The sequence below is a fragment of the Mesorhizobium sp. 131-3-5 genome (assembly GCF_016756575.1).
Lineage (GTDB): Bacteria > Pseudomonadota > Alphaproteobacteria > Rhizobiales > Rhizobiaceae > Mesorhizobium > Mesorhizobium jarvisii.
In genome coordinates this window covers 2096832-2122096 of record NZ_AP023254.1, presented here as the reverse complement: position 1 = coordinate 2122096, position 25265 = coordinate 2096832, and the positions used below count along the sequence as shown (strand labels likewise).

18 protein-coding genes are annotated in these 25265 nt (G+C 63.8%); 13 read left to right on the top strand and 5 right to left on the bottom strand.

Annotated features, from left to right (window positions below; all coding sequences use genetic code 11):
* Nucleotides 1-8: 8 nt before the first annotated feature.
* Nucleotides 9-296 (top strand): YciI family protein, encoded by a 288-nt coding sequence (locus JG747_RS10330; protein ID WP_038653323.1) that lies wholly within the window; start codon nt 9-11, stop codon nt 294-296.
* Nucleotides 293-1225 (top strand): heme-dependent oxidative N-demethylase family protein, encoded by a 933-nt coding sequence (locus tag JG747_RS10325; RefSeq protein ID WP_064980781.1) that lies wholly within the window; start codon nt 293-295, stop codon nt 1223-1225. The genes JG747_RS10330 and JG747_RS10325 overlap by 4 nt, the downstream gene beginning before the upstream one ends.
* 4 nt (nt 1226-1229) lie before the next feature.
* Here JG747_RS10325 and JG747_RS10320 read toward each other — a convergent pair whose 3' ends face one another.
* Nucleotides 1230-2108: a LysR family transcriptional regulator gene (locus JG747_RS10320; protein ID WP_202361711.1), complete on the bottom strand. Its 879-nt coding sequence runs from the start codon at nt 2106-2108 to the stop codon at nt 1230-1232.
* A gap of 108 nt (nt 2109-2216) precedes the next feature.
* Here JG747_RS10320 and JG747_RS10315 point away from each other — a divergent pair, with 108 nt between their 5' ends.
* From JG747_RS10315 to JG747_RS10280, 8 genes are all read left to right on the top strand, one after another.
* Nucleotides 2217-2963, top strand: a complete 747-nt coding sequence (locus JG747_RS10315) for an SDR family NAD(P)-dependent oxidoreductase (RefSeq protein WP_064980783.1) — start codon at nt 2217-2219, stop codon at nt 2961-2963.
* A gap of 185 nt (nt 2964-3148) precedes the next feature.
* Nucleotides 3149-4594, top strand: a complete 1446-nt coding sequence (locus JG747_RS10310) for a homospermidine synthase (RefSeq protein WP_027047369.1) — start codon at nt 3149-3151, stop codon at nt 4592-4594.
* 182 nt (nt 4595-4776) lie between these two features.
* Nucleotides 4777-5154, top strand: a complete 378-nt coding sequence (locus tag JG747_RS10305) for a hypothetical protein (RefSeq protein WP_027047370.1) — start codon at nt 4777-4779, stop codon at nt 5152-5154.
* A gap of 190 nt (nt 5155-5344) precedes the next feature.
* Entirely contained in the window at nt 5345-7414 is a 2070-nt protein-coding gene (locus tag JG747_RS10300; protein WP_202361710.1) for a bifunctional metallophosphatase/5'-nucleotidase, read from the top strand.
* Nucleotides 7415-7560: 146 nt separating this feature from the next.
* The gene (gene hemH, locus JG747_RS10295) at nt 7561-8625 is read left to right on the top strand and encodes a ferrochelatase (protein ID WP_202361709.1); all 1065 of its coding nucleotides are present in this window, start codon (nt 7561-7563) and stop codon (nt 8623-8625) included.
* Nucleotides 8626-8779: 154 nt separating this feature from the next.
* Nucleotides 8780-9991: an NAD(P)/FAD-dependent oxidoreductase gene (locus JG747_RS10290; RefSeq protein WP_069093081.1), complete on the top strand. Its 1212-nt coding sequence runs from the start codon at nt 8780-8782 to the stop codon at nt 9989-9991.
* 121 nt (nt 9992-10112) lie between these two features.
* Nucleotides 10113-11063 carry an SPFH domain-containing protein gene (locus tag JG747_RS10285; RefSeq protein ID WP_038649430.1) on the top strand — a complete coding sequence of 317 codons (951 nt, stop codon included), beginning with the start codon at nt 10113-10115 and terminating at the stop codon, nt 11061-11063.
* 20 nt (nt 11064-11083) lie between these two features.
* Nucleotides 11084-11548, top strand: coding sequence for an NfeD family protein (locus tag JG747_RS10280; protein ID WP_019861052.1), 465 nt, complete (start codon nt 11084-11086; stop codon nt 11546-11548).
* A 216-nt stretch (nt 11549-11764) separates the two neighbouring features.
* On the opposite strand, the gene JG747_RS10275 is transcribed toward JG747_RS10280, so the two are convergent.
* Nucleotides 11765-12766, bottom strand: a complete 1002-nt coding sequence (locus tag JG747_RS10275; RefSeq protein WP_038649433.1) for a KpsF/GutQ family sugar-phosphate isomerase — start codon at nt 12764-12766, stop codon at nt 11765-11767.
* A 207-nt stretch (nt 12767-12973) separates the two neighbouring features.
* Here JG747_RS10275 and JG747_RS10270 point away from each other — a divergent pair, with 207 nt between their 5' ends.
* Nucleotides 12974-14758, top strand: a complete 1785-nt coding sequence (locus JG747_RS10270) for an outer membrane beta-barrel protein (protein ID WP_202361708.1) — start codon at nt 12974-12976, stop codon at nt 14756-14758.
* A gap of 55 nt (nt 14759-14813) precedes the next feature.
* On the opposite strand, the gene galU is transcribed toward JG747_RS10270, so the two are convergent.
* Nucleotides 14814-15719 (bottom strand): UTP--glucose-1-phosphate uridylyltransferase GalU, encoded by a 906-nt coding sequence (galU, locus tag JG747_RS10265; RefSeq protein ID WP_010911358.1) that lies wholly within the window; start codon nt 15717-15719, stop codon nt 14814-14816.
* Between the two features lie 212 nt (nt 15720-15931).
* Between galU and JG747_RS10260 the strand changes: the two genes are divergently transcribed.
* Together JG747_RS10260 and JG747_RS10255 are read left to right on the top strand one after the other, a co-directional pair.
* Nucleotides 15932-17155 carry a lytic murein transglycosylase gene (locus tag JG747_RS10260; protein ID WP_064981670.1) on the top strand — a complete coding sequence of 408 codons (1224 nt, stop codon included), beginning with the start codon at nt 15932-15934 and terminating at the stop codon, nt 17153-17155.
* Nucleotides 17156-17279: 124 nt separating this feature from the next.
* Nucleotides 17280-18509: an SGNH/GDSL hydrolase family protein gene (locus JG747_RS10255; protein ID WP_038649440.1), complete on the top strand. Its 1230-nt coding sequence runs from the start codon at nt 17280-17282 to the stop codon at nt 18507-18509.
* A 29-nt stretch (nt 18510-18538) separates the two neighbouring features.
* Here the strand turns inward: JG747_RS10255 and JG747_RS10250 are convergent, their stop codons facing one another.
* Both JG747_RS10250 and gltB read right to left on the bottom strand, forming a co-directional pair.
* Nucleotides 18539-19993, bottom strand: coding sequence for a glutamate synthase subunit beta (locus JG747_RS10250; RefSeq protein WP_019861058.1), 1455 nt, complete (start codon nt 19991-19993; stop codon nt 18539-18541).
* A 143-nt stretch (nt 19994-20136) separates the two neighbouring features.
* The gene (gene gltB / locus JG747_RS10245) at nt 20137-24882 is read right to left on the bottom strand and encodes a glutamate synthase large subunit (RefSeq protein ID WP_019861059.1); all 4746 of its coding nucleotides are present in this window, start codon (nt 24880-24882) and stop codon (nt 20137-20139) included.
* Between the last annotated feature and the right edge of the window lie 383 nt (nt 24883-25265).

Below are 25265 nucleotides of genomic sequence, written 5' to 3'. Positions count from 1 at the left end.
AGAACGCCATGTTCGTCGTTTCGCTGAACTACAAAGTGCCCCTGACCGAGATCGACCGCTTGCAGGCGGCGCATATCGAATGGCTGAAGGGCTGCTATTCGGATGGTATATTCGTCGCTTCCGGGCCGAAGAAACCGCGGACCGGCGGCATCATTATCGCGCAATGCCCGCGCGAGATCCTCGATGCCAGGCTGGCTGCCGACCCCTTCGCCAAGGCCGGCGCCGCGGACTACGAGGTCACCGAATTCCTGGCCAGGATGACCGCCACCGGTCTCGACGCTCTCAAGGAAGCATGAGTTTGGTCGAGGCCCTGCCCACCCACACCCCTTATGACGGCTCGTCGAAGCTGTTCAACATCGGGCTGAAGCCGCTTGAGCCGGCAAACTGGATCGAGGTCGACGGCCATCTTCTGCCTTATCTCGCCGAGAAGCGCCGGCTTTATGCCCAAATCCCCGACCGGGTTTTCGTCGAGGAGGACGGCACGCGGGATGCCCAGCGGGAAGTGCTCGACTTGCTCGGCGCGTATTTGCCGGAGCGATTTCCGCGCACCCATCGCCGCACCGATGCGGGCATCGCGGTGGTGGGCGCCGCGAACCACCCTGCTCTGCCTTCGGATCTTGCCGACGCGCCGCTGGTCGCGGCCTCGCTGCTGGTCCAGGAAGACCTGATCCTGATGCGCCGCGACGACAGCGGCTGGCGGCTCGCCGCCGGCTCGCTGTGCTTTCCTTCGTCCTGGTCGCTGCTCGAAAAATTCGGCAAGCCGCTGCAGCAAATCCACGAGCCCGTGCCCGGTTTCGGTCCGGGCACGCGTCCCGCCGAACTGATCAACCGCATGTTCGACGGCCTGCAGGGACAGGCGGTCGAGCGCTTCAACTGGTCGATCCAGGCCGACAATGCGCTCTACCATCCGCTGTCCAATGTCGAGCGCATCGACCGCGCCACCAACCGGCCGACACGCTTCCCCGACGGTGACGTCGAGGCGCACGCCTTCATCCGCGTCGAGCGGCAGACGCTGCGCAAGCTGCCGTCCTCACGCGACATCCTGTTCACCATCCGCATCCATCTCGACCCGCTCGCCGTGCTGGCGCGGCACCCGGACCGGGCGACGCTCGCACTGTCCTTTGCCGCCCAGCTCGAAGCGCTCGATCTCGATCAGCTCGACTATAAGGGCCTGACATCGGACCGCGACCGGCTGATCGAACATCTGAAGACGATGACGCGCTAAGCCGCTACAGGCTGCTGGCCAGGAACTCGACGAATGTCCTTGCCCTGACGCTGGCCTTGCGTCCGGCTGGAGCCAGCGCCCACAATTCAACAGGCGGCAGCGCCCAGTCCACCAGGATCGGCCGTACCGCACCGCTGCGCAGTTCCGCGTCGAACATCCATTCGGAGCCGACCGTGAAGCCGATGCCGGCAAGTACTGCCTCACGTATCCCTTCGGCGGAAGTCACGCGCAGCCGCCCTTGGCCGGCAAGCGAAACCTCTTCGGCGCCTCGCCGGAATGTCCAGCGATTGGAAGTGCCTGCCCGGACGAAAAGGATCGCCTCGTGCCGCGACAGCTCATCCGGCGCGATGGGTTCGCCCTCGCGTGCCAGGTAGGAAGGTGCCGCCACCACGAGACGACGACAGGTGGCGATCTTGCGCCCGATATGAGCGGGGGCGAAGCTTTCACCCAGGCGCAGCATGACATCCACCCCTTCCTCGACGAGGTCGACGTTCCTGTCGTCCATCGCCACCTCGACGTCGAGCCTCGGGTGAGCATCCAGGAAGGCTTTCAGCCTCGGCACGACATGCAGGCGGCCGAAGGTCACCGACGTACCGATGCGCAGCAACCCGGTAAGCGCCGCCGCAGTGCCACGCGCCGTGTTCTCGGCTTCGTCGGCCTCGTCGACCGCGCGCTTGGCGCCTTCATAGAAGCTGACGCCGGCATCGGTCGGCGAGAGACCTCGGGTGGTGCGCGACAGCAGGCGAACGCCGAGCCGTTCCTCGAGCTGCGCGATGGCCTTCGAGACGGCTGGCTGCCCGACGCGCAAATGCCGCGCGGCCGCCGAGAACGAACCGGTTTCGATGACCCTTATAAAGGTGTTCATCGCCATAAGCCTGTCCATCTATTCCACCCTGGAATTAGTTATATGGTGAAATTCACTCTACCTGACCCGTTTGGGAATAGCCAATTGGCTTGATGTCAAATCCATCCATCCATTCGGAGAACCAAAATGGGCAAGCTCAACAACAAGGTCGCCATCGTCACCGGTGCCGCGCGAGGCATCGGTGCCGGCATCGCCAAACGGCTGGCGGCGGAAGGCGCCGCCGTCGTCGTCAACTACGCCTCCAGCCGTGAGGCTGCAGAACGCACGGTCAAGGAGATCGTCGCCGCCGGCGGCAAGGCGACCGCGGTTCAGGGTGACGTGGCCGAGGCCGCCGAAGTCGAGAAGATGTTCGAGGCCGCCGAGATCGCATTCGGCAAGCCAAGCATTCTGATCAACAACGCCGCGACCGCCAGCTTCGGCACTTTCGAGGAAACCAGTGAGGCGGATTATCGGCGGCTGTTCGACACCAATGTGCTGGGCACGATCTTGACCACCAAGGCGGCCATGCGCCACTTCCCCGAGACCGGCGGCAGCATCGTCAACATCGGCACGATCTCGAGCTGGAACCCGGTGCCGAACACCAGCCTCTATTCCGCCAGCAAAGCCGCGATCGATACGCTGACGCTCAGCCTGTCGAGAGAACTCGGAGCCCGCAACATCCGTGTCAACATCGTGGCGCCTGGCTATACCCATACCGAAATGACCGAAGGCATGGTCGGCACCGATTTCGGCAATATGCTGATCGCTGGCGTCCCCCTCGGCCAGCGCTTCGGCAAGCCGGACGACATCGCCCCGACCGTGGCCTTCCTCGCCTCGGACGAGGCAGCGTGGCTTACCGGCGAACGCATCAACGCGTCCGGCGGCGCTCGCTGATACGACGCCGGCTCAACATCCGCCATCGGGCAGGCCATCGCCTCCCGGTGGCATCGCCGAGCACTTCCACAGCTGCGTTCCCAGGCGTTTCGCTGCTTTTCCCTTTATTGTGACAATGATCTATGGTTTGTCGCGCCGCGGCCAAGCGGCTGTTCCGGAGTGTTTTTTGAGGAGTGCTCGATAAAATGGCGAATGAAAACTGGCCCGTTTACGGTGAGATCACCGGCCCTGTGGTGATGATCGGCTTCGGCTCGATCGGACGGGGGACGCTGCCGCTCATCGAACGCCATTTCAAGTTCGACAAGTCGCGCATGACGGTCCTCGACCCACGCGACACCGACCGCAAACTGCTCGACGAGCGCGGCATCGCTTTCGTCCAGGAAGCGGTGACCGAGAAGAACTACAAGAAACTTTTGACGCCGCTTTTGACCAATGGCGGCGGCCAGGGCTTTTGCGTCAATTTGTCGGTCGATACCGGCTCGGTGGACCTGATGCGGCTCTGCCGCAAGCTCGGCGTGCTCTACATCGACACCGTCGTCGAGCCGTGGCTCGGCTTCTATTTCGACGCCAAGGCCGACAATGCCAGCCGCACCAACTATGCGCTGCGCGAGGCGATGATCCAGGAGAAGCAGGACAAGCCCGGTGGTGCTACCGCCGTCTCCACCTGCGGTGCCAATCCCGGCATGGTCTCGTGGTTCGTCAAGCAGGCGCTGGTCAACCTCGCCACCGATCTTGGCCTCGAGTTCTCGGAGCCGGCGCAGGAAGACCGCGAGGGCTGGGCCAAGCTGATGAAGAAGGCCGGCGTCAAGGGTATCCATATCGCCGAGCGCGACACCCAGCGCACCAAGAAGCCGAAGCCGATGGATGTGTTCTGGAACACCTGGTCGGTCGAGGGCTTCATTTCCGAAGGCCTGCAGCCCGCCGAGCTCGGCTGGGGCACGCATGAGAAATGGATGCCGAAGAACGCCAAGAAGCATAAGCACGGCTCCAAGGCCGCGATCTACCTGGAGCAGCCCGGCGCCAACACGCGCGTGCGCTCGTGGTGCCCGACGCCGGGCGCGCAATACGGCCTGCTGGTGACGCACAACGAGTCGATCTCGATCGCCGATTTCTTCACCGTTCGCTCAAAGAAGGGCAAGGTCCAGTACCGGCCGACCTGCCACTACGCCTACCATCCCTGCAATGACGCGATCCTGTCGCTGGATGAGATGTTCGGCGCCGCCGGCAAGCCTCAGCCGGTGCACCATGTGCTCGACGAGAACGAACTGGTCGACGGCGTCGACGAACTCGGTGTCCTGCTCTACGGCCACGACAAGAACGCCTACTGGTATGGCTCGCACCTGTCGCTGGCCGAGGCGCGCAAGCTGGCGCCCTATCAGAACGCCACCGGCCTTCAGGTCACCTCGGCGGTTCTGGCCGGCATGGTCTGGGCACTGGAAAATCCCGATGCCGGCATCGTCGAAGCCGACGAGATGGACTACAAGCGCTGCCTGGAAGTCCAGTCGCCCTATCTCGGACCGGTCGAAGGCCATTACACCGACTGGACGCCGCTCGACCGACGCCCGGGCCTCTTCCCGGAGGACCTCGACCGCAGCGATCCGTGGCAATTCCGCAACATCCTCGTCCGATAGCACCCTGCGCACCATGCGCCATTGCCTTGCAATCGCCCGGAAATCGGGCGATTGAAGAGATGCGGCCTGGGGCAGCGCGCGTCTTGCGGGACGCACGCCCGTTCCAGCACTTTGGACGTTCGCATCGTGCCTGCCAAAATCGAAACCGATTTTTGGGCCGATGCGTTTGGAGAGGATTTCAGATGACTATTGCGCGCAAAGTTCTTTCGATCGGTGTGGCGGGTTCCTTTGCCATGATGCTTGCCGCCTGTACCACAAGCGGTCCCGACGCACCGCCGATGGCGGCCGCGCCGAAAGGCGTCGAGGGCTCGTGGATCGATGCCAAGGGCACCGGCCTGTCGACCTTCACCGGCGGCAAGTTCACGACCGTCGCCACCGACACCGGCCAGAAGCTGGCCGATGGCAGCTACACGATGACCGGCGCCACTTCGGTCGAGATCAACGGGACGTCGCTGATCCGCCAGACGCCGGTCAGCTTCAACTGCCTGCTGATCTCCACCAGCCAGTTGAACTGCACCAGTTCGTCCGGCCAGAACTTCGTGCTGACGCGACGCGCCTGAACCGGCAAACACTGGACACATTGGGGACGGCGGCCGATTGGCCGCCGTCCTTTTTTGCGCCTGCAAAAAGTGGCGGCATTTCCGCTTGCGTCAGCCGGAACGCGATGGGAACATGGTCAAAACGCTGGCTGTTATACCCCAGTCAAGCAAGGGCGTTAAACGCCTCCGATCAGCCCACCGGGAGACGAAGATGAAAAAGCTTGCCGCCATTGCCGCCCTGTCCGCATCGACGCTTGGCCTGTCGGCCGGCGCATCCTTTGCCGACTACACATTGAATATCCTGCATTTCAATGACTGGCACAGCCGCATCGAAGGCAACAACAAATATGAGTCTACCTGTTCGGCCGACGAGGAGACAAAGGGCGAATGCATCGGCGGCGCCGGCCGGTTGATCACGGCGATCGCCCAGGAGCGCAAGAAGCTCGAAGGTCAGAACGTGCTGCTGCTCAATGCGGGTGACAGCTTCCAAGGATCGCTGTTCTACACCACCTATAAGGGCACCGTGGAGGAGGAATTCCTCAATCAGATGAAACCCGACGCGGTGACGCTCGGCAACCATGAATTCGACGATGGCGAGAGCGCGCTGGTGCCTTACCTCGACAAGGCAAAATTCCCGATCGTCAGTGCCAATGTCGTGCCCGACGACAAGTCCGGCGCGGCCGGCAAGATCAAGCCGTCGATCGTCGTGGAGGTCGGTGGGCAGAAGATCGGCATTGTCGGCGCCGTCACCAACGACACGCCCGAACTCGCCTCGCCCGGTCCCAACATCGCAATCGCGGACGACGTCAAATCGATTACCGCCGAGGTCGAGAAGCTGAAGGCGCAAGGCGTCAACAAGATCATCGCCGTGACCCATATCGGCTACAACAGGGAACGCGACATCATCGCCAAGATCCCGGGCATCGACGTGGTTGTCGGCGGCCACAGCCATACGCTCTTGTCGAACACCGATCCGAAGGCGGCGGGCCCCTACCCGACGATGGTCGACAACCCCGGCGGCTACAAGGTGCCCGTGGTGCAGGCGGCCTCCTATTCGAAATATCTCGGCGAGTTCAAGGTGGTGTTCGACGACAATGGCGTCGTCAAGTCGGCGAGCGGCGACCCGATCTTTCTCGACAAGTCGATCACGCCCGATCCCGCCGTGCTCGCCCGTATCAAGGAACTCGGCGCGCCGATCGAGGCTTTGAAGAACAAGGAAGTGGCCGAGACCACCGACGTCATCGACGGCAGCCGCGAGAATTGCCGCGCCAAGGAATGCGCGATGGGCAACCTTGTCTCCGACGCCATCCTCGACCGCGTCAAGGGACAGGGCGTCGAGATCGTTATCTCCAATGGCGGCGGCCTGCGCGCCTCGATCGACAAGGGCACCGTCACCATGGGTGAGGTGCTGACCGTGCTGCCGTTCCAGAACACGCTGGCGACCTTCCAGATTTCGGGCAAGGACCTGGTCGCCGGCCTCGAAAGCGGCCTCAGCCAGATCGAGGACGGCGCAGGGCGCTTCCCACAGGTGGCTGGCCTCAAATACGCCTTCGACAAATCGGTCGCGCCCAATGCCGGCCGCGTCAAATCCGTCGAGGTCATGGAGAACGGCGCCTGGACGCCGATCAAGCCCGACAAGGACTATCTCGTCGCCACCAACAATTACGTGCGCCAGGGCGGCGACGGCTACAAGGTCTTCGCCGAAAAGGCCAAGAATGCTTACGACTACGGCCCCGGTCTCGAACAGGTCGTGGCCGACTATCTCGGCGCCCACCGGCCCTACACGCCCAAGCTCGACGGCCGCATCACCGATATCGCCGCGACCGTCGCGGCGGCCCCGGCAGCGGAACCGGCCAAGCCTGCAGAGCCGGCAAAGCCCGCCGAAGCGGCACCGGCAATGCCCGAACTGCCCGCCAATTCGGGCAATATCGCCAACACGCCGCCTGCCATATCGACGGAGAATGCACCTGCGCCACCGGCCGCTCCGGCTCCCGCGGCTCCAGCACCCGCACCAGCCGAGCCGGCAAAGCCCGCCGAGGCCACCCCTGCATCGGCAGCACCGGCGCCGGCGGAACCCGCCAAGCCGGCAGAACCGGCAAAGCCCGCTGAAGCCGCACCGGCAACAGGCAGCCATGTCATCGTTACCGGCGACACCTATTGGGATCTGGCCAAGAAAGCCTATGGCGACGCCACCAAGTGGAAACTCATCTACGAGGCCAACAAGGGTCAAAGGCCGCACCGGCTGATGCCCGGCGCGACGCTGACCATCCCGGCGAAGTAACGTCACTTCGCCTTTTGCCATTCAACACCCGCCTGGGAAACCGGGCGGGTGTTCTGTTTTCAGCTGGACACGCGTTAAGGTGCGGCCAGACGCGACATTGAAAGCCCGCGCAGGATGATTAGGTTCGCGCCTCCTGGAGAACCCCTATGACGCTCACAATCGCTGTCGATCCCAAAGCCGCGAAGGCCCTTGGCCCACTGCCGGCCGGGCATCCGCCGGTCAAGACCGGCAAGGTCGGTGTCATGCTGATCAATCTCGGCACGCCTGACGGCACCGACTTCAAGCCGATGTGGCGTTATCTCAGGGAATTCCTGTCCGATCCGCGCGTCATCGAACTCAACAGGGCGATCTGGTATCCGATCCTCTATGGCCTGGTGCTCACCACCCGGCCGAAGAAGTCCGGCGCCAACTACGCCCGGATATGGAACCAGGAAAGGAACGAGTCGCCGCTGCGCACTTACACCCGCGCCCAGGGCGAAAAGCTGGCCGAGGCGTTGCGCGACCTGCCCAATGTCGTCGTCGACTGGGCGATGCGCTACGGCAATCCTTCGACCGCGAGTGTCGCCGAAAGTCTGGTCGCACAGGGCTGCGACCGCATTCTTTCGTTCCCGCTCTACCCGCAATACTCCGCGACGACCACGGCCACCGCCAATGATCAGCTGTTTCGCGCCTTGATGAAGATGCGCGCGGCCCCCGCCATCCGCAGCGTGCCGCCTTACTATGACGAGCCGGTCTATATCGAGGCGCTGGCGCGTTCGATCGAGCAGAATCTCGCGACGCTGGATTTCGAGCCGGAAGTGGTCATCGCCTCATACCACGGCATCCCAAGGCCCTATTTTGAAAAAGGTGATCCCTACCATTGCCACTGTCTCAAGACGACCCGGCTGTTGCGCGACAGGCTCGGCTGGGACGAAAAGAAGCTGATCACCACCTTCCAGTCCCGCTTCGGCGCCCAGGAATGGCTGCAGCCCTACACTGACAAGACGGTGGAGAAACTGGGCAAGGACGGCGTCAAATCCATCGCCATCGTCAATCCCGGCTTTTCCGTCGACTGCATCGAGACGCTGGATGAGATCGGCCGGGAAGTCGCCGAGACTTTCCATCACGCCGGCGGCAAGAACTTCGCTCACATCCCTTGCCTCAACGACAGCGCCGAGGGCATGGCGGTGATCGAGGCGATGGTGCGGCGCGAACTGTCCGGCTGGGCCTAGGAGAAATTCCAGGAAAAATGTGAAACGGTTTCCCGGGAAATGCGCATAGCGCTTTCCCTTGGGAATTTCGTCAACCAGAGAGTCAGAGCGGCTCGCCGCTCTAACCGGAACAAGGGCCACTCCGGCGCGTTGAGGCGCACCTTCGGAGAATTCGATGCCCCGCAAACTCGACCTCAGAACTGGCCGGCCCGTCTGGTCCGCCTATCGGGCGCCTGCCGTGCCGGCGTCGGCGCTGACCCGCGACGTCAAGGCCGATGTCCTGATCATCGGTATGGGCATCAGCGGCGCCATGATGGCCGAGGCGCTGACGGCGGACGGGCATCAGGTGATCTGCATCGACCGGCGCGGGCCGCTGAAAGGCTCGACCGCTGCGACCACGGCACTGGTCCAGTTTGAAATCGATCAGCCGCTTTCAACGCTCTCGAAGATGATCGGCAAGGCCAAGGCACAGCAGGCCTGGCGCCGCTCGCGCCTCGCCGTTTCCAACCTCGCTGGCCGTATCGAGGATCTCGCAATCGATTGTCGCCTGCGCCGCACCCAGTCGCTCTATCTGGCCGGCACGGTGCTCGGCCCGTCGGAGCTGCGCGAGGAAGCCGAAGCGCGGCGGCAGGCGGGCATTGCCGCAACCTATCTGACGCCGCAGCCGCTGGCGGAGACATTCGGCATCAACCGCGGCGGCGCCATCCTCAGCCACGGCAACATCGCGCTCGACCCGCGCAAGCTGACGGCCGGCTTGCTGCTCAAGGCGCTGGAGCGCAAGGCCCGCTTCCTCGCTCCCGTCGAGGCGACGGTGATCGAAGACAGTGCCGACGAGGTGATCGTGGCCACGAAAGACGGTCCCAGCATCACGGCACGGCATGTCGTTCTGGCCACCGGCTACGAACTGGTCGACATCGTGCCGGCGGCGGCCCACCGGATCATCTCGACCTGGGCGATCGCGACGCGCCCGCAACCGCGAAAACTCTGGCCGGGTCCGGCGTTTATCTGGGAAGCGTCAGACCCGTATCTCTATATGCGCTCGACGGCCGACGGCAGGGTCATATGCGGCGGCGAGGACGAGGACTTTGTCGACGAGACGCGGCGCGACGAACTGATCGCCGACAAGAGTGCCCGAATTGCCGACAAGCTGGGCCAGTTGTTCCCGCACCTCGACGTCAGGCCTGAATTCGCCTGGACCGGCTCCTTCGGCACAACCAGCACCGGCCTGCCCTATATCGGCGCCGTCCCCCGCCATCCGCGCATCCATGCCGTCATGGGTTACGGCGGCAACGGCATCACCTTCTCGCGCATCGCTTCCGAAATTGTTTCGGCTTCGATCAAGGGACTCGCCGACATGGATGCGGAGCTGTTTGCCTTCAACCGGTGAGTGCAGACCCACAAACAATCCTTCATCACCTGATTGTAACGCTCCTGAAACACACTTAAGTCTTTGGCGAAGTCGGCTGCGCGGGAATGGCTCTCGCGGCCCGCTTCTGAGGGAGAGCCAAATGGATTTCAGTGGTTTCGATATTGCGGTCGTTGTTCTTGTCGCGCTTGTCGTGCTGGTGCTGTTCAAAGGCATCAAGACAGTTCCCCAAGGCTACAACTATACGGTCGAACGTTTTGGCCGTTACACCAGGACACTGAGCCCCGGCCTCAACATCATCACGCCGTTCGTCGACCGCATTGGCGCCAAGATGAACATGATGGAGCAGGTGCTCGACGTGCCGAGCCAGGAAATCATCACCCGCGACAACGCCATCGTCGGTGTCGACGGGATCGCCTTCTACCAGATCCTCAATGCTGCACAGGCCGCCTACCAGGTTGCCGGCCTGCAGAACGCCATCCTCAACCTGACGATGACCAACATCCGTACCGTCATGGGCTCGATGGACCTCGACGAGCTGTTGTCCAACCGCGACGCCATCAACGAGCGCCTGCTGCGCGTCGTCGACGAGGCGGCGCATCCGTGGGGCATCAAGATCACCCGCGTCGAGATCAAGGACATCAACCCGCCGGCCAACCTCATCGAATCGATGGGCCGCCAGATGACCGCCGAGCGTAACAAGCGTGCGCAGATCCTGGCCGCCGAAGGCCTCAAGCAGTCGCAGATCCTCGAGGCCGAAGGCCGCAAGGAAGCCGCCTTCCGCGACGCCGAGGCGCGCGAACGCTCGGCTGAGGCCGAAGCCCGCGCCACCCAGGTGGTTTCGGAAGCGATTTCCAAGGGCGACGTGCAGGCGCTGAACTACTTCGTCGCGCAGAAATACACCGAGGCGCTGGCCAAGATCGGCACCGCCACCAACAGCAAGATCGTGCTGATGCCTTTCGAGGCGTCGTCGCTGATCGGCTCGCTCGGCGGCATCGGCGAGATCGCCAAGGAAGTCTTCCGCAGCGAGGGCACGACCGGCGCACAGCGCCAAGCCGCCCGCCCCCCGGTCGTGCGCCCGAGCGACAACTGAGTTCGTAGGAGGTCACTCTTATGTTCGATCGCATCATTTCCGAACTCGGCCCGTGGAACTGGATGGTCCTGGGCTTCGTGCTGCTGGTCGTAGAGGTCATCGCGCCGGGCTTCTTCATGCTGTGGATCGGCATCGCCGCGCTCATCATCGGCGCGGTGTCGCTGCTGATCTGGGATGCGGCGATCTGGAGCTGGCAGGTCCAGGTCCTTGCCTTCCTGGCGCTCTCGCTGGTCTCAGCCTTCGTCGGCAAGAAACTCATGGGCGGGCGCGACCAGCCAACCGACCAGCCGCTGCTCAACCGGCGCGGCGCCCAGATGGTCGGCCGCATGGCGACGCTTGCCGAGCCGATCAAGGACGGCCGCGGCCGCATCAAGCTCGGCGACACGCTGTGGCGAGTCTCCGGGCCTGACCTGCCGGCCGGTACACAGGTACGCGTGACGGGTGCCGCGGATACAGACCTGGAGCTTACAGTGGAACGCGTCTGAACTTTCACAGCGCACCCACCTCGGTAAGCATGCTCAGATTCAGGTCAGGCCAAGCCGGACTCGAAGACGGGCGCGAAGCGACCAAACCAGGTGGCTTACGAGAGCCGGAGCGGAGTGTACTTTTTGTAGGTGAGCCCAGTCTACTGCGACGCAGTAGAACGGCGAAGCGCAGCTATCAGCCATTTGCAGACCGGCCTCACCTGAATATCGGCATGCCTAGGCGGCGCCGATGCGCAGCAGGTCATGGAAATGCACCACGCCCAGCGGCATGTTGTTCCTGGTCACCACCAGCGCGCCGATATTGTGCTCGTTGAGCAGCGCGATCGCCGTGCCGGCAAGCGTCTGCGGATCGACCGTCTTGGGCGTGCGGGTCATCACCTCGTCGACGATGACGTCGGCCAGATTGCGGTGCAAATTGCGCGCGACATCGCCGTCGGTGATGATCCCGGCCAGTTCGCCATTGGCGTCGACGATCAGGACGCAGCCGACCTTCTTCTGCGACAGCGTCATCACCGCTTCCGGCATCTTGGTGCCGAGCACGGCCAGCGGCATCTGGTCGCCGACCCGCATGATCTCGGAGACCATGGTCAAATTGGCGCCGAGCTGGCCGCCGGGATGGAAGGTGCGGAAATGGTCCGGCGTGAAACCCCGCGCCTCGAGCAGAGCGATCGCCAGCGCATCGCCGATGACCAGCTGCAGCAGCGTCGACGTCGTCGGCGCCAGCCCGTGCGGGCAGGCCTCGGGGGTGCGCGGCAAAAGCAGCACCACATCGGCCGCGCGCGCCAGCGCCGATGTCTCGCCCGATGTGACGGCGATGAGCGGAATGGAAAAACGCCTGGAATAGGCGACGATGCCGAGCATCTCCTTGCTCTCGCCCGACCATGAGATGGCGATGATGGCGTCATCCCTGGCGATCATGCCGAGATCGCCATGATTGGCCTCGACGGGATGGACGAAGAAGGCCGGCGTGCCGGTCGAAGCCAGCGTCGCCGCGATCTTCGAGCCGATATGGCCGCTTTTGCCGACGCCGGTGACGATCAGCCGGCCTTCGATCTTCGAAATCATGTCGACGGCCTGGGCGAAAGGCGCGGCCAGTCCGTTCTCGAGCGCCTCGGCAAGGGCGGCGATGCCGGCCTGCTCGGTCGCCACCGTTCTCAGTGCCGAATCGATCGACGCTTGCCTGTCCAGGGGCTTCTTATCGAGGGGTCTGCCATGCATGGATGATGCGATTAGCGCGTTGCCGCCCGCCTGTCCAACAGAAATGCCGCTGGCACCAGGCGGCGGAGGCTCCGGACAGGTCACAGGATCCCGCAAACAGCGGCACTTTAACCGGGCGAACGATCGCCGCCTCAACCCTCCGTTAACCATCCGCATTTACGGTTCGGTAAGTATGGCGCGCACAGCGCCGCGCAAGCAGTGGTGGCGATGTCCGGGGCCCAGCCAGAAAAATCGAGTGGACGACGGGGCAAGGCGGTATGCACCTTGTTGCTGGCGACCAGCATGTTTGCCTTGCTTCGCCCGGCACCTCTCCACGCCCAGGAAACGGAGCTGCGCGGCGAGGTTTCCGAATCGGCGATCCTGTCCGACCAGCAGCGCAAGGCAAGGCAGCTCGCCCTTGCCACCCAGGGCCAGCAACAGTCGGCCAACACCGCGCAGGACGATGCGCCGCCGCGCACCTATTTGCCGGCCAGCGCCGGCGCTGTCCCCGACGACACGGGCACGGATGCCGCCACCGGCAGCATTTTCGATCCGCCGCAGGCGACCGACGACACGGCCACCGACAATCCGACGCCGCCCAAGCCTCGCCGCCGTCCGTCAAGCGCCGGCCAGAACGCGGCGGATCAGGACAGGACCAAAACGGGCACCAAGTCGGCCGACAAGTCGAAGAAGAAGAAGGCGGCGACCGCGACCACGGACACCACTCAAGCCGCGACCGACGATACCGACAGCGCCACGACAGACCAGGAAGCGGCTAACCGCCGTGCTCTCACCGTCGACAGCGCCGATAGGCAAAAACTCGACCCCGGCGCCGAGCGTACCGCCGCCATCGAGGGCCAGAACAAGAAAGCCGAGGACGACCCCTTCGCGCCCACCGGCGTCAAATGGGGTTCCTTCGTCATCCGGCCATCGATCGAACAGGGGTTGACCGCCACCACAAACGGCGATTCGAGCAGTGCCGGCACCTCGGCGCTGCTGTCTGAGACAGCGTTGCGCTTTGCCGCCGTCTCCGACTGGCGCGAAAACTCCGCCACCATCGACGGCTATGGCCTGTTCCGCGAGACGGTGTCGGGTTACCGGGTTCACGATGCGCAGGGCCGCATCGAAGGCCAGCTCAATGTCGACCTCGACAACGAGCTGCGCGCCATCGCCAAGCTCGGCTACGAAGCCGTGCCGGAAACGGCGTCCTCGCCCAACGCCATTGCCGGCGTCAGTACCCAGCCGCTGCGGCAGACGATCGACGGCAGCCTTGGCGTCGAAAAAGCGGTCGGCAAGATGCAATACACGTTGACCGGCGCGGTCTCGCACGACTTCTACGGCGACGCCGAGCTTTCGGACGGCACCACGCTGTCGCAGAAGGATCAGGACAACACGCTCTACACGGCAACCTTGCGCACCGGCTACGAAATCTCTCCGGCCCTCACCCCGTTCACCGAAATCGAGGTCGGCCGACGGGCCTACGATCAGCGCATCGACAATGAAGGCTTCGAGCGTTCCTCGACCCGCCTTGGCGCTCGCGCCGGCCTGCAACTCGACATGGGTGAGAAGCTCTCCGGCGAGTTCTCGGCCGGCTGGCTGAGGGAAGCGATCGACGACAAGAGCCTGGAGGCGATTTCCGGCGCCACCGTCAACGCCGATCTCAAATGGTCGCCGGAGCGCGGAACGACGATCGGCCTGACCGGCAAGACCACTGTCGAGACCACCACCACGGCGGGTGAAAGCGGCGATATCCTCTATTCCGGCCGCTTGACGGCCGAACGGCAGATCCGCGCCAACCTTACAGCGAACGCGGCCCTGGGCCTCGACTGGCGCGACTATGTCGGCATCGACGGCCATGACAGGATCTTGAGCGCAGAGACCGGGCTGACCTGGTGGCTGAACCGCTATGCCGGCCTCACCAGCCGGGTGAGAACCGAAAAGCTGACCAGCAACCTGCCCGGCCGCGACTACACTGCCAACAGCATCTACCTCGGCCTGAAAGTGCAGCGCTGAAACACGCGTGCGCAGGAGGGGCGGTCAGCCGCTCGCGCTGGCATTACCCATCCAGCTAAGATACCGCGACTCGCCGCTCCGATGGCGTCATCTCGTCGAGAAGCGTGCGGATGACGCCGGCCATGTTCTCCTTCATGTCGCTGCGCCACAGCGCGAAGGCGACATTGGCCTCGACGAAACCTTCCGGGGAACCGCAGTCGAAGGTGCGGCCCTGATAGTGGTAGCCGTAGAAAGCCTGCTGCTTCTCCAGCTTCAGCATCGCGTCGGTGAGCTGGATTTCGTTGCCGGCGCCCTTTTCCTGGCCTTCGAGGATCTTGAAGATCTCGGGCTGCAGGATGTAGCGGCCGTTGATGTAGAGGTTGGAGGGCGCCGTGCCGGTCTTCGGCTTCTCCACCATCTCGGTGATGCGGAAGCCGTGATGCGTATCCTCGCCACGGCCGACAATGCCGTATTTGTGGGCCTCCGCCGGGTCGCATTCCTGCACGGCAATGATGTTGTTGCCGGTTTCCTCGTAAAGCTCGACCATCGACTTCATGCAGCTCTTTTCCGACTGCATGATCATGTCGGGCAACAACAGCGCGAACGGCTCGTCGCCGACCAGTTCGCGCGCGCACCAGACGGCATGGCCGAGGCCCATCGGCACCTGCTGGCGGGTGAAACTGGTCTGCCCCGGCGCCGGCTGCAGGCGCTGCAGGCGGGCAAGCTGCTCGTCCTTGCCGCGCTGGGCCAGCGTGTCATAGAGCTCGAACTGGATATCGAAATGGTCCTCGATGACCGCCTTGTTGCGGCCGGTCACGAAAATGAAATGCTCGATGCCCGCCTCGCGCGCCTCGTCCACCACATACTGGATGACCGGCCGGTCGACGACGGTCAGCATTTCCTTGGGAACGGCCTTGGTGGCCGGGAGGAACCGCGTGCCGAGACCGGCGACCGGGAAAACTGCCTTGCGAACTCTCTTCATGCTTTCAATTATCCGTTTGCTGGCCGGCTCCGCAATCCCTGTCCCGCGACATTTTCACGCCGGAATTGAAGATTAGTGGGGGCGGGTGAGGGAAACTTCCACCGGTTAAAGCATCGAGGTGTCTTTTCGTTCCAAGCGGCACCTATGGTAAACTAATTCCTAACCCGGTTCGGCGATGAATGGTCTTTCCTGAGACAGAGAAGGAGGAAAACATGTCCGTTCGCAATGCCGCAAAACGTTTCACCAGCGTCATGACGGCCGCCAGCCTCTCGCTCGCTCTGCTGATGCCTGCCGGACCCGCTTTCGCCGATGCCGGTTTCCGGCAATGGGTCGCCAGCTTCCGCGCCACTGCCGTCGCCGGTGGCGTTTCCGGCGCTGTCTACGACCAGGCTTTCAGGGACATCAAAGAGCCCGATCCGGTGGTGCTGGAGAAGGCGCGCACCCAGCCTGAATTCACCGCGCCCGCCTGGGATTATTTCGATAATCGCGTCCACGACCAGTCTGTCGCCGTCGGGCAGCAGATGGCGAAAAAGTGGAAGCCGTGGCTGGACAGGATCGAGGCGCGGTTCGGCGTCGATCGCTACATTCTGCTGGCCATCTGGTCGATGGAATCGAACTATGGCGAGATCCTCAAGCGCGACGACATCATGCGCAACGTCATCCGGTCGCTGGCGACTTTGGGTTATGGCGACCCGAAGCGGTCGAAATATGCCCGCACCCAGCTGGTCGCGGCCCTGAAAATCCTGCAGACCGGCGACATCGATGAAAGCCATCTGATGGGCTCCTGGGCCGGCGCCATGGGCCAGACCCAGTTCATCCCCACCAGCTACCAGCACTATGCCGTCGACATGGATGGCAACGGCAAGCGCGACATCTGGAATTCCATCCCCGATGCGCTGGCGACGTCAGCCAATCTGTTGAAGAAGAATGGCTGGCAGGCCGGCAAGACCTGGGGCTACGAAGTCACGATACCGGCCGGCAAGCTGCCGGGCGGATCGAAGACGCTGGCGCAATGGCAGGCGCTTGGCGTCGTCAGGGCCAGCGGCAAGCCGTTCAAGAACCTCACCGACAAGGCGACGCTGAAAGTGCCGGACGGCCGTGGCGGGCCGGCTTTCCTGATGATCCGGAATTTCTCGGTCATCAAGGCCTACAACAATGCCGACAAATATGCCCTGGCCGTTGGCCTTCTTGCCGACGAAATCGCCGGTGGCAACGGCCTTGTCCAGGACTGGAAGCGGCCCTTCACCAAGCTCACCTTCGAGGAACGGCAGGAGCTGCAGAAGCGGCTTTCGCAGCACGGGCTTTACGACGGGAAGTTCGACGGCAAGATCGGTGACGGCTCAAAGACCGCCATCATGGCCTATCAGGCAAAGGTCGGCTTGACCCAGGACGGCTACCCGAGCATGGAAGTACTCAAATGGCTCAGGCAAAAATAGAGCCGGCCACAGCGCCGCGCGCATTTTGGGCGCGCATATCAGGCGCCATGGCAATTTGAACTTGCGCCCGGCCGCAAAACCGGCTCCGGTTTGCGGAACCAGGCGCAAGGGGATGGAGGAGTGATTGGTTTCGGCCGCGCGTATCGCGATCCTTGCTCGTCGCACGCCGATCCTTTTTCTGGCGATCGTCCTGCTGGCGATCGGCGCCGCCGGCGCCTTCCATGTACCGGCCATGGCGCAGGAGCAGCCGCAGCAAGATCGCGGATGGTCGTTGCGCGACCTTCTCTTTCCGCGCCGCAGCGAGCGGGTCGAGCCGCCGCTCGACATCCAGAAGGCAAAACCAAAGCCGCGTAAACCAAGGGTTCCGCGTGCGCCGATCGAGCCACAAACACCGATAGCGGAAAAGGCGCCAGACGCCCGCATCGTCCTGGTCGTCGGCGACTTCATGGCGTCGGGCCTCGCCGAAGGCCTGGACATAGCCTTTGCCGACAACCCAGCCATTAGGATCGTCGCGCGCTCCAATGGTTCGTCGGGCTTCGTGCGCGATGATTTCTACAACTGGCCCGAACAGATCAAATCGCTGATCGAGACCGAGAAACCGACCGCCGTGGTCGTCATGCTGGGCTCCAACGACCGCCAGCAGATGAAGGTGGGGGACGTGCGCGAGCAGCCCCGGTCCGAGAACTGGACCAAGGAATATGAGCGCCGCACCGACGAACTGGGCAAGGCCATCGCCACCGCCAAGGTGCCCTTCCTGTGGGTCGGCATGCCGGCCTTCCGGGTGCCGAAGATGACCTCCGACATGCTGGCCTTCAACGACATCTACCATCAGGCCGCCGAAAACCATGGCGGCGAATTCGTCGATGTCTGGGACGGCTTCGTCGATGAGAACGGCGCCTTCGTCACCAACGGCCCCGACATGAACGGCCAGCCGGTGCGGCTGCGCGCCGATGACGGCATCAACGTCTCCAAGGCCGGCAAGCGCAAGCTCGCCTTCTACACCGAAAAGCCGTTGATGAAGATCCTAGGCCTGGCCACACCCGGCAGCGTGGCCCCGGCGACAGCACCTGCGGGCGCGCCCGTCGAGGCACCGGCGCCGGCTGCGGCACCCATTGTCATCGACCGCACCGCACCCATGCTGCTCAGCGACCCGGCGCTCGACGGCGGCACCGAGTTGCTCGGCGCCGCCCCGCCGGCAAACGCCAATCCGGCTCTTCCCGGGGAGCGGCTGGTGATCGAAGGCAAGGCGCCGGAGGCCGCGCCCGGCCGCGCCGACGATTTCTCATGGCCGCCGAAAGCCGAGCCGCCGGCGACAGCCGCGGCGACCGACACGACGACGGCGATCACCCCTTAATCACTCGGAGCTTCCGAGATCAAGCGGTCTCAGCGCGGCAGGACGCTCGCCCCCATCAACGCCTCGTCGATCGAGCGCGCCGCCTGGCGGCCTTCGCGGATCGCCCAGACGACCAGCGACTGGCCACGGCGCACGTCGCCCGCCGCATAGAGCCGGTCGACGCTGGTCCTGTAGTCGCGGTCATTGGCCTCGACATTCCGCGAGCGGCGGCTGTCTGTGACGATTTTCATCTCACCCTCGAGTTCCTTCGCCACGCCCACCATCGCCGGTCCGGCAAAGCCGATCGCGATGAAGGCGAGATCGGCGCGGATGACGAATTCGGTGCCGGCGATCGGCTTGCGCTTCTCGTCGACCTCACAGCATTTGACGCCGGTCAGCTGGCCGTCCTCGCCGATGAATTCGAGCGTTGCCACCTGGAATTCGCGTTCCGCACCCTCGGCCTGCGAGGACGAGGTGCGCATCTTGGTCGCCCAGTAGGGCCACACCGCGAGCTTGTCTTCCTTCTCGGGCGGCTGCGGGCGGATGTCGAGCTGGGTGACGCGCACCGCGCCCTGGCGGAAGGCGGTGCCGACGCAGTCGGAGGCGGTATCACCGCCGCCTACGACGACGACATGCTGCCCGCCGGCGATGATCGGGTGCGACGGCCATGCCACGGACTGGATCGGCTCGCCACCGACGCGGCGGTTCTGCTGCACCAGATAGGGCATGGCGTCATGCACGCCGCCGAGATCGTCGCCCGGAATGTTGGCCGCACGCGGCGTTTCCGAGCCGCCGCAATAGAGCACCGCGTCATGTTCGGCGAGCAGTTCGGCGACGGGCTTGTCGACACCGACATTGACGCCGCAATGGAAGGTCACGCCCTCGCCCTGCATCTGCTCGATGCGCCGGTCGATATAGTGCTTCTCGATCTTGAAGTCGGGAATGCCGTAACGCATCAGCCCGCCCGGGCGGCTCTCGCGCTCATAGACATGGACGTCATGGCCGGCGCGGCCGAGCTGCTGTGCGGCTGCCATGCCGGCCGGGCCGGAGCCGATGATGGCGACCCGCTTGCCGGTCTTCTTCTCCGGCGGATAGGGCCTGATGTGGCCGGTCTCGTAAGCCTTGTCGGCGATCGCCTGTTCCACCGTCTTGATGGCGACCGGAATGTCCTCGAGGTTCAGCGTGCAGGCTTCCTCGCAAGGGGCGGGACAGATGCGGCCGGTGAACTCAGGGAAATTGTTGGTCGAGTGCAGGTTGCGGATCGCGTTGTCCCAGTCCCTGTTGTAGACGAGGTCGTTCCAGTCCGGGATCTGGTTGTGGATCGGGCAACCGGTCGGCCCGTGACAGAACGGAATGCCGCAGTCCATGCAGCGCGCGGCCTGTTTCTCGACCTCCTTATCCGACATCGGCAGCGTGAACTCGCGGAAGTGCCGGATGCGGTCGGAGGCCGGCTGGTACTTGTGCACCTGCCGGTCGATTTCGAGAAAGCCTGTTACCTTGCCCATAGTCCAGTTCCTGCTGTCCAGATGGTGCGGTTTTCGCCGCACCCGTTAACCTCTTGAGGCAGCCATGGCAACCTTGCGCCCGAGGTCAAACTGTCGATGAAAGGGGCCGGGAAGCCTGGGCTCCCCGGCAATTCTCTTAAAATCTATTCGGCCGCGACGCCCATGCGCATGCGTTCCATCTCGATCAGCGCGCGGCGGTATTCGACCGGCATGATCTTGCGGAATTTCGGCCGGAACGTCGTCCAGTCGTCGAGGATTTCGCGGCCGCGCACCGAACCCGTATAGTGCACATGGTTCGAGATCAGCTGGTAGAGGCGTTCCTCGTCATGGCTGGTCATGTCGCCCGACACGTCGACGCGGCCCTTGTGGTCGAGATCGCCGCCATGATGCAGCAGCCTTTCCATCAGGTCGTCTTCTTCCGGCACCGGCTCCAGTTCGACCATGGCCATGTTGCAGCGCTCGGCGAAATCGCCGGCCTCGTCCAGCACGTAGGCGACGCCGCCCGACATGCCGGCGGCGAAGTTGCGGCCGGTCTTGCCGATGACGACGACGACACCGCCGGTCATGTATTCGCAGCCATGGTCGCCGACGCCTTCGACGACGGCCGCGACGCCCGAATTGCGCACCGCGAAGCGTTCGCCGGCGACACCGGCGAAATAGGCTTCGCCCTCGGTGGCGCCGTAGAGCACCGTGTTGCCGACGATGATGGAGTCGGCCGCCACGATCCTCGCCTCTTCCGGCGGCCGGATGACAATGCGCCCGCCCGACAAGCCCTTGCCGACATAGTCATTGCCGGCGCCGACAAGCTCGAACGAGACCCCGCGCGCCAGGAAGGCGCCGAAGGACTGGCCGGCGGTACCGGTCAGCTTCACCTGGATCGTGTCTTCGCGCAGGCCCTTGTGCTTGAAGCGCTTGGCGACTTCACCCGATAGCATCGCGCCGGTCGAACGGTCGACATTGCGGATGTCCACCTCGATCTTGACCGGCTGCTTGGCCTCCAGTGCGGGCTTGGCCAGTTCAATCAGCTTGCGGTCGAGCACGTCGTCGATCGGGTGCTTCTGCCGCTCGGTCCAGTGCACCGCTTCGTGCGGCGCATCGGGCTTGTAGAACATCTTCGAGAAGTCGAGGCCGCGCGCCTTCCAGTGCTGGACCACGTCGCGCTTTTCCAGAAGATCGCTGTCGCCGATAATCTGGTCGATATGGGTGTAGCCCATCTCGGCCAGCAGCGCCCTCACCTCTTCCGCCACGTAGAAGAAGAAGTTGATGACATGCTCGGGCGTGCCCTTGAAGCGCTTGCGCAGCACCGGGTCCTGGGTGGCGACGCCAACCGGACAGGTGTTCAAGTGGCACTTGCGCATCATGATGCAGCCAGCCGCGATCAGCGGCGCGGTCGAGAAGCCGAACTCGTCGGCGCCGAGCAGCGCGCCGATGATGACGTCACGCCCGGTGCGCAAGCCGCCGTCGACCTGCAGCGCGACGCGCGAACGCAAGCCGTTCAGCACCAGCGTCTGGTGGGTCTCGGCCAGGCCCATTTCCCACGGGCTGCCGGCATGCTTGAGCGAGGTCAGCGGCGAGGCACCGGTGCCGCCATCATAGCCCGAAATGGTGATGTGGTCGGCGCGCGCCTTGGCGACGCCGGCCGCGACCGTGCCGACGCCGACTTCCGACACCAGCTTGACCGACACGTCGGCCGCCGGGTTGACGTTCTTCAGATCATAGATCAGCTGCGCCAGATCCTCGATCGAATAGATGTCGTGATGCGGCGGCGGCGAGATCAGGCCGACGCCCGGCGTCGAATGCCGGACCTTGGCGATGGTCGCATCGACCTTGTGGCCGGGCAGCTGGCCTCCCTCGCCGGGCTTGGCGCCCTGCGCCACCTTGATCTGCATGACATCGGAATTGACAAGATATTCGGCCGTCACGCCGAACCGCCCCGAGGCGACCTGCTTGATCGCCGAGCGCTCCGGGTTCTTGCCGCCGCCGGGCAGCGGCAAATAGCGGTCGGCCTCTTCGCCGCCCTCGCCGGTGTTCGACTTGCCGCCGATCTGGTTCATGGCGCGCGCCAGCGTGGTGTGCGCTTCCCTGGAGATCGAGCCGAACGACATCGCCCCGGTCGAGAAGCGCTTGACGATCTCGGCCGCCGGCATGACGTCGTCGAGCGCGACCTTCTTGCGGCCGGTCTCCTCCGCCAGCCTGATCTTGAACAGGCCACGTATGGTCTGCGCGCGGGCAGTCTCGCTGTCGATCTGCGCCGAATACTCCTTGAAGGTTTCCCACGAGCCCTGGCGCACGGCGTGCTGCAAGGTGGCGACCGCGTCGGGCGACCACATATGCGCCTCGCCGCGCATGCGGAAGAGATATTCGCCGCCGACTTCGAGGCTGTTGCGCAGCACCGGATCATTGCCGAAACCGTCCGTGTGGCGGCTGACGGTTTCGCCCGCGACCTCGTCCAGCCCAACGCCTTCGATCAGCGTCGCCGTGCCGGTGAAATACTTCTCGACGAAATCGGTCTTCAGCCCGATGGCGTCGAAGATCTGCGCGCCGCAATAGGACTGATAGGTCGAGATGCCCATCTTGGACATCACCTTGAGGATGCCCTTGCCGATCGACTTGATGTAGCGCGACACGACCTCGTAGGCGTCGACCTCTTCCGGCAGCTCACCGCGCTTGTGCATGTCGGTGAGCGTGTCGAAGGCGAGATAGGGGTTGATCGCTTCGGCGCCATAGCCGGCAAGGCAGCAGAAATGATGCACTTCGCGCGGCTCGCCGGATTCCACGACCAGGCCGACGGAGGTGCGCAGCCCCTTGCGGATCAGGTGATGGTGCACCGCAGCCGTCGCCAGCAGCGCCGGGATGGCGATGCGGTCCGGGCCGAGCTGGCGGTCGGACAGGATGATGATGTTGTAACCGCCGGCGACTGCCGCCTCGGCGCGTTCGCACAGGCGGTCGATAGCACCCTGCATGCCGGCAGCGCCCTCGTTCGAGCCATAGGTGATGTCGATGGTCTTGGTGTCGAAACGGTCCTCGGTATGCCCGATGGAGCGGATCTTCTCCAGATCGCCATTGGTCAGGATCGGCTGGCGCACTTCGAGCCGCTTGCGGCGCGAATTGCCGACCAGGTCGAAGATGTTCGGCCGCGGCCCGATGAAGGACACCAGGCTCATCACCAGCTCCTCGCGGATCGGGTCGATCGGCGGGTTGGTGACCTGGGCGAAGTTCTGCTTGAAATAGGTGTAGAGCAGCTTCGACTTGTCCGACATCGCCGAGATCGGCGTGTCGGTGCCCATCGAACCAACGGCTTCCTGGCCGGTGGTCGCCATCGGCGACATCAACAACTTGGTGTCTTCCTGGGTGTAGCCGAACGCCTGCTGGCGATCGAGCAGGCTGACATCCTTGCGCAGCGCGCGCGGCTCGACCGGCTTCAGATCTTCCAGGATGAGCTGCGTGTTGGCGAGCCAGGTCTTGTAGGGATGCCTGGTGGCGATCTCCGACTTGATCTCCTCATCGGGCACGATGCGGCCCTTGGCAAGGTCGATCAGAAGCATGCGGCCGGGCTGCAGCCGCCACTTCTGCACGATCTTCTCCTCCGGCACCGGCAGCACGCCGGCTTCGGAAGCCATGATGACGCGGTCATCGTCGGTGACGATGTAGCGTGCGGGGCGCAGGCCGTTGCGGTCGAGCGTAGCGCCGATCTGGCGGCCATCGGTGAAGGCGACCGCGGCCGGCCCGTCCCACGGCTCCATCAGGGCGGCATGGTATTCGTAGAAAGCCTTGCGGTCGGCATCCATGAGCTTGTTGCCGGCCCAGGCTTCCGGGATCAGCATCATCATGGCGTGGCTGAGGCTGTACCCGCCCTGGAACAGGAATTCGAGCGCATTGTCGAAGCACGCCGTGTCGGACTGGCCGTCATAGGAGATCGGCCACAGCTTCGAGATGTTGTTGCCGAACAGCTCGGAATCGACCGAGGCCTGGCGCGCCGCCATCCAGTTGTTGTTGCCGCGCACCGTGTTGATCTCGCCATTGTGCGCGACCATGCGGTAGGGATGCGCCAGCTTCCATGACGGGAAGGTGTTGGTCGAGAAACGCTGGTGGACGAGAATCAGCGCAGTCTCGAAGCGCGGGTCCTTGAGATCCCTGTAATAGGCGCCGACCTGATAGGCCAGGAACATGCCCTTGTAGACGATGGTGCGCGCCGACAGCGACACGCAATAGGCGCCGATGTCCTTGTTGTCGTTCTCGGCATAGATACGGCCCGAGATGACCTTGCGCAGCAGATAGAGCCGGGCCTCGTATTCCTCGTCATCGGGAATATCTGATGTGCGGCCGATGAAGACCTGGCGATGGAACGGCTCGGACGCGACGATGTCGGGTGCCTTCGACAGCGACGAATTGTCGACGGGCACGTCGCGGAAGCCGATGAGCGGCAGCCCTTCGGACTGCGCCGATTCGGCGATGATGTCCTCGATATGGGCGCGAAGTGCTGCGTCCTGCGGCATGAACCAGTGTCCGACGCCATATTGGCCCGCCGGCGGCAATTCGATGCCCTGGGCCGCCATCTCCTCACGGAAGAACTGGTCCGGAAGCTGCACCAGCACGCCGGCGCCGTCGCCGACCAGCGGGTCGGCGCCGACGGCGCCGCGATGCGTCAGGTTTTCGAGCACGGCAAGGCCGTCCTTGACGATCTGATGCGACTTCACGCCCTTCATGTTGACGATGAAACCGACGCCGCAGGCATCATGTTCGTTGCGCGGATCGTAGAGGCCCCGAGGGGCAAACCCGGTTCGGCCAATATCAGTTCGGCCAATGTCGGTTCGCGGCGTATTTTTGACGGCAGCCGCTTTCGTCTGCGCGGCCTGGCCGTTCGTCGCAGAGAGCGTCATGTCCGTCATTGTCCTGTCCTCCGTTCCAGCCCTTCAGGCGCTGGTTTGCCTCGGCAAGCGCTTGGCTCACCCTGATCCTTGCGGCACGTCTTGCGAAATCCTTGCCGAACCAGGCGGCTTTCCGCATGGTTCGCGTCTGGTATCGTACAGGCCAGAGTCTGGCCGTCCACCTGTCGCTCGCAGCAACAGCCGGAGAGGCCAATATGTTACGCCAATCCAGCCTGTTTTGTGCGACAAAATAAGACAGCACTACTGTCCTAAATTTTTATGGCAGAATTCCCCGACGCACACAAGACCGATTCACAAAAAACTTGAGCGTTCCGCGACATAAAATTACGTGACGTTGAGGAAAAACGTAAGCTTCAGTCGCCGATCCCTGCCCTGTCGGCTTG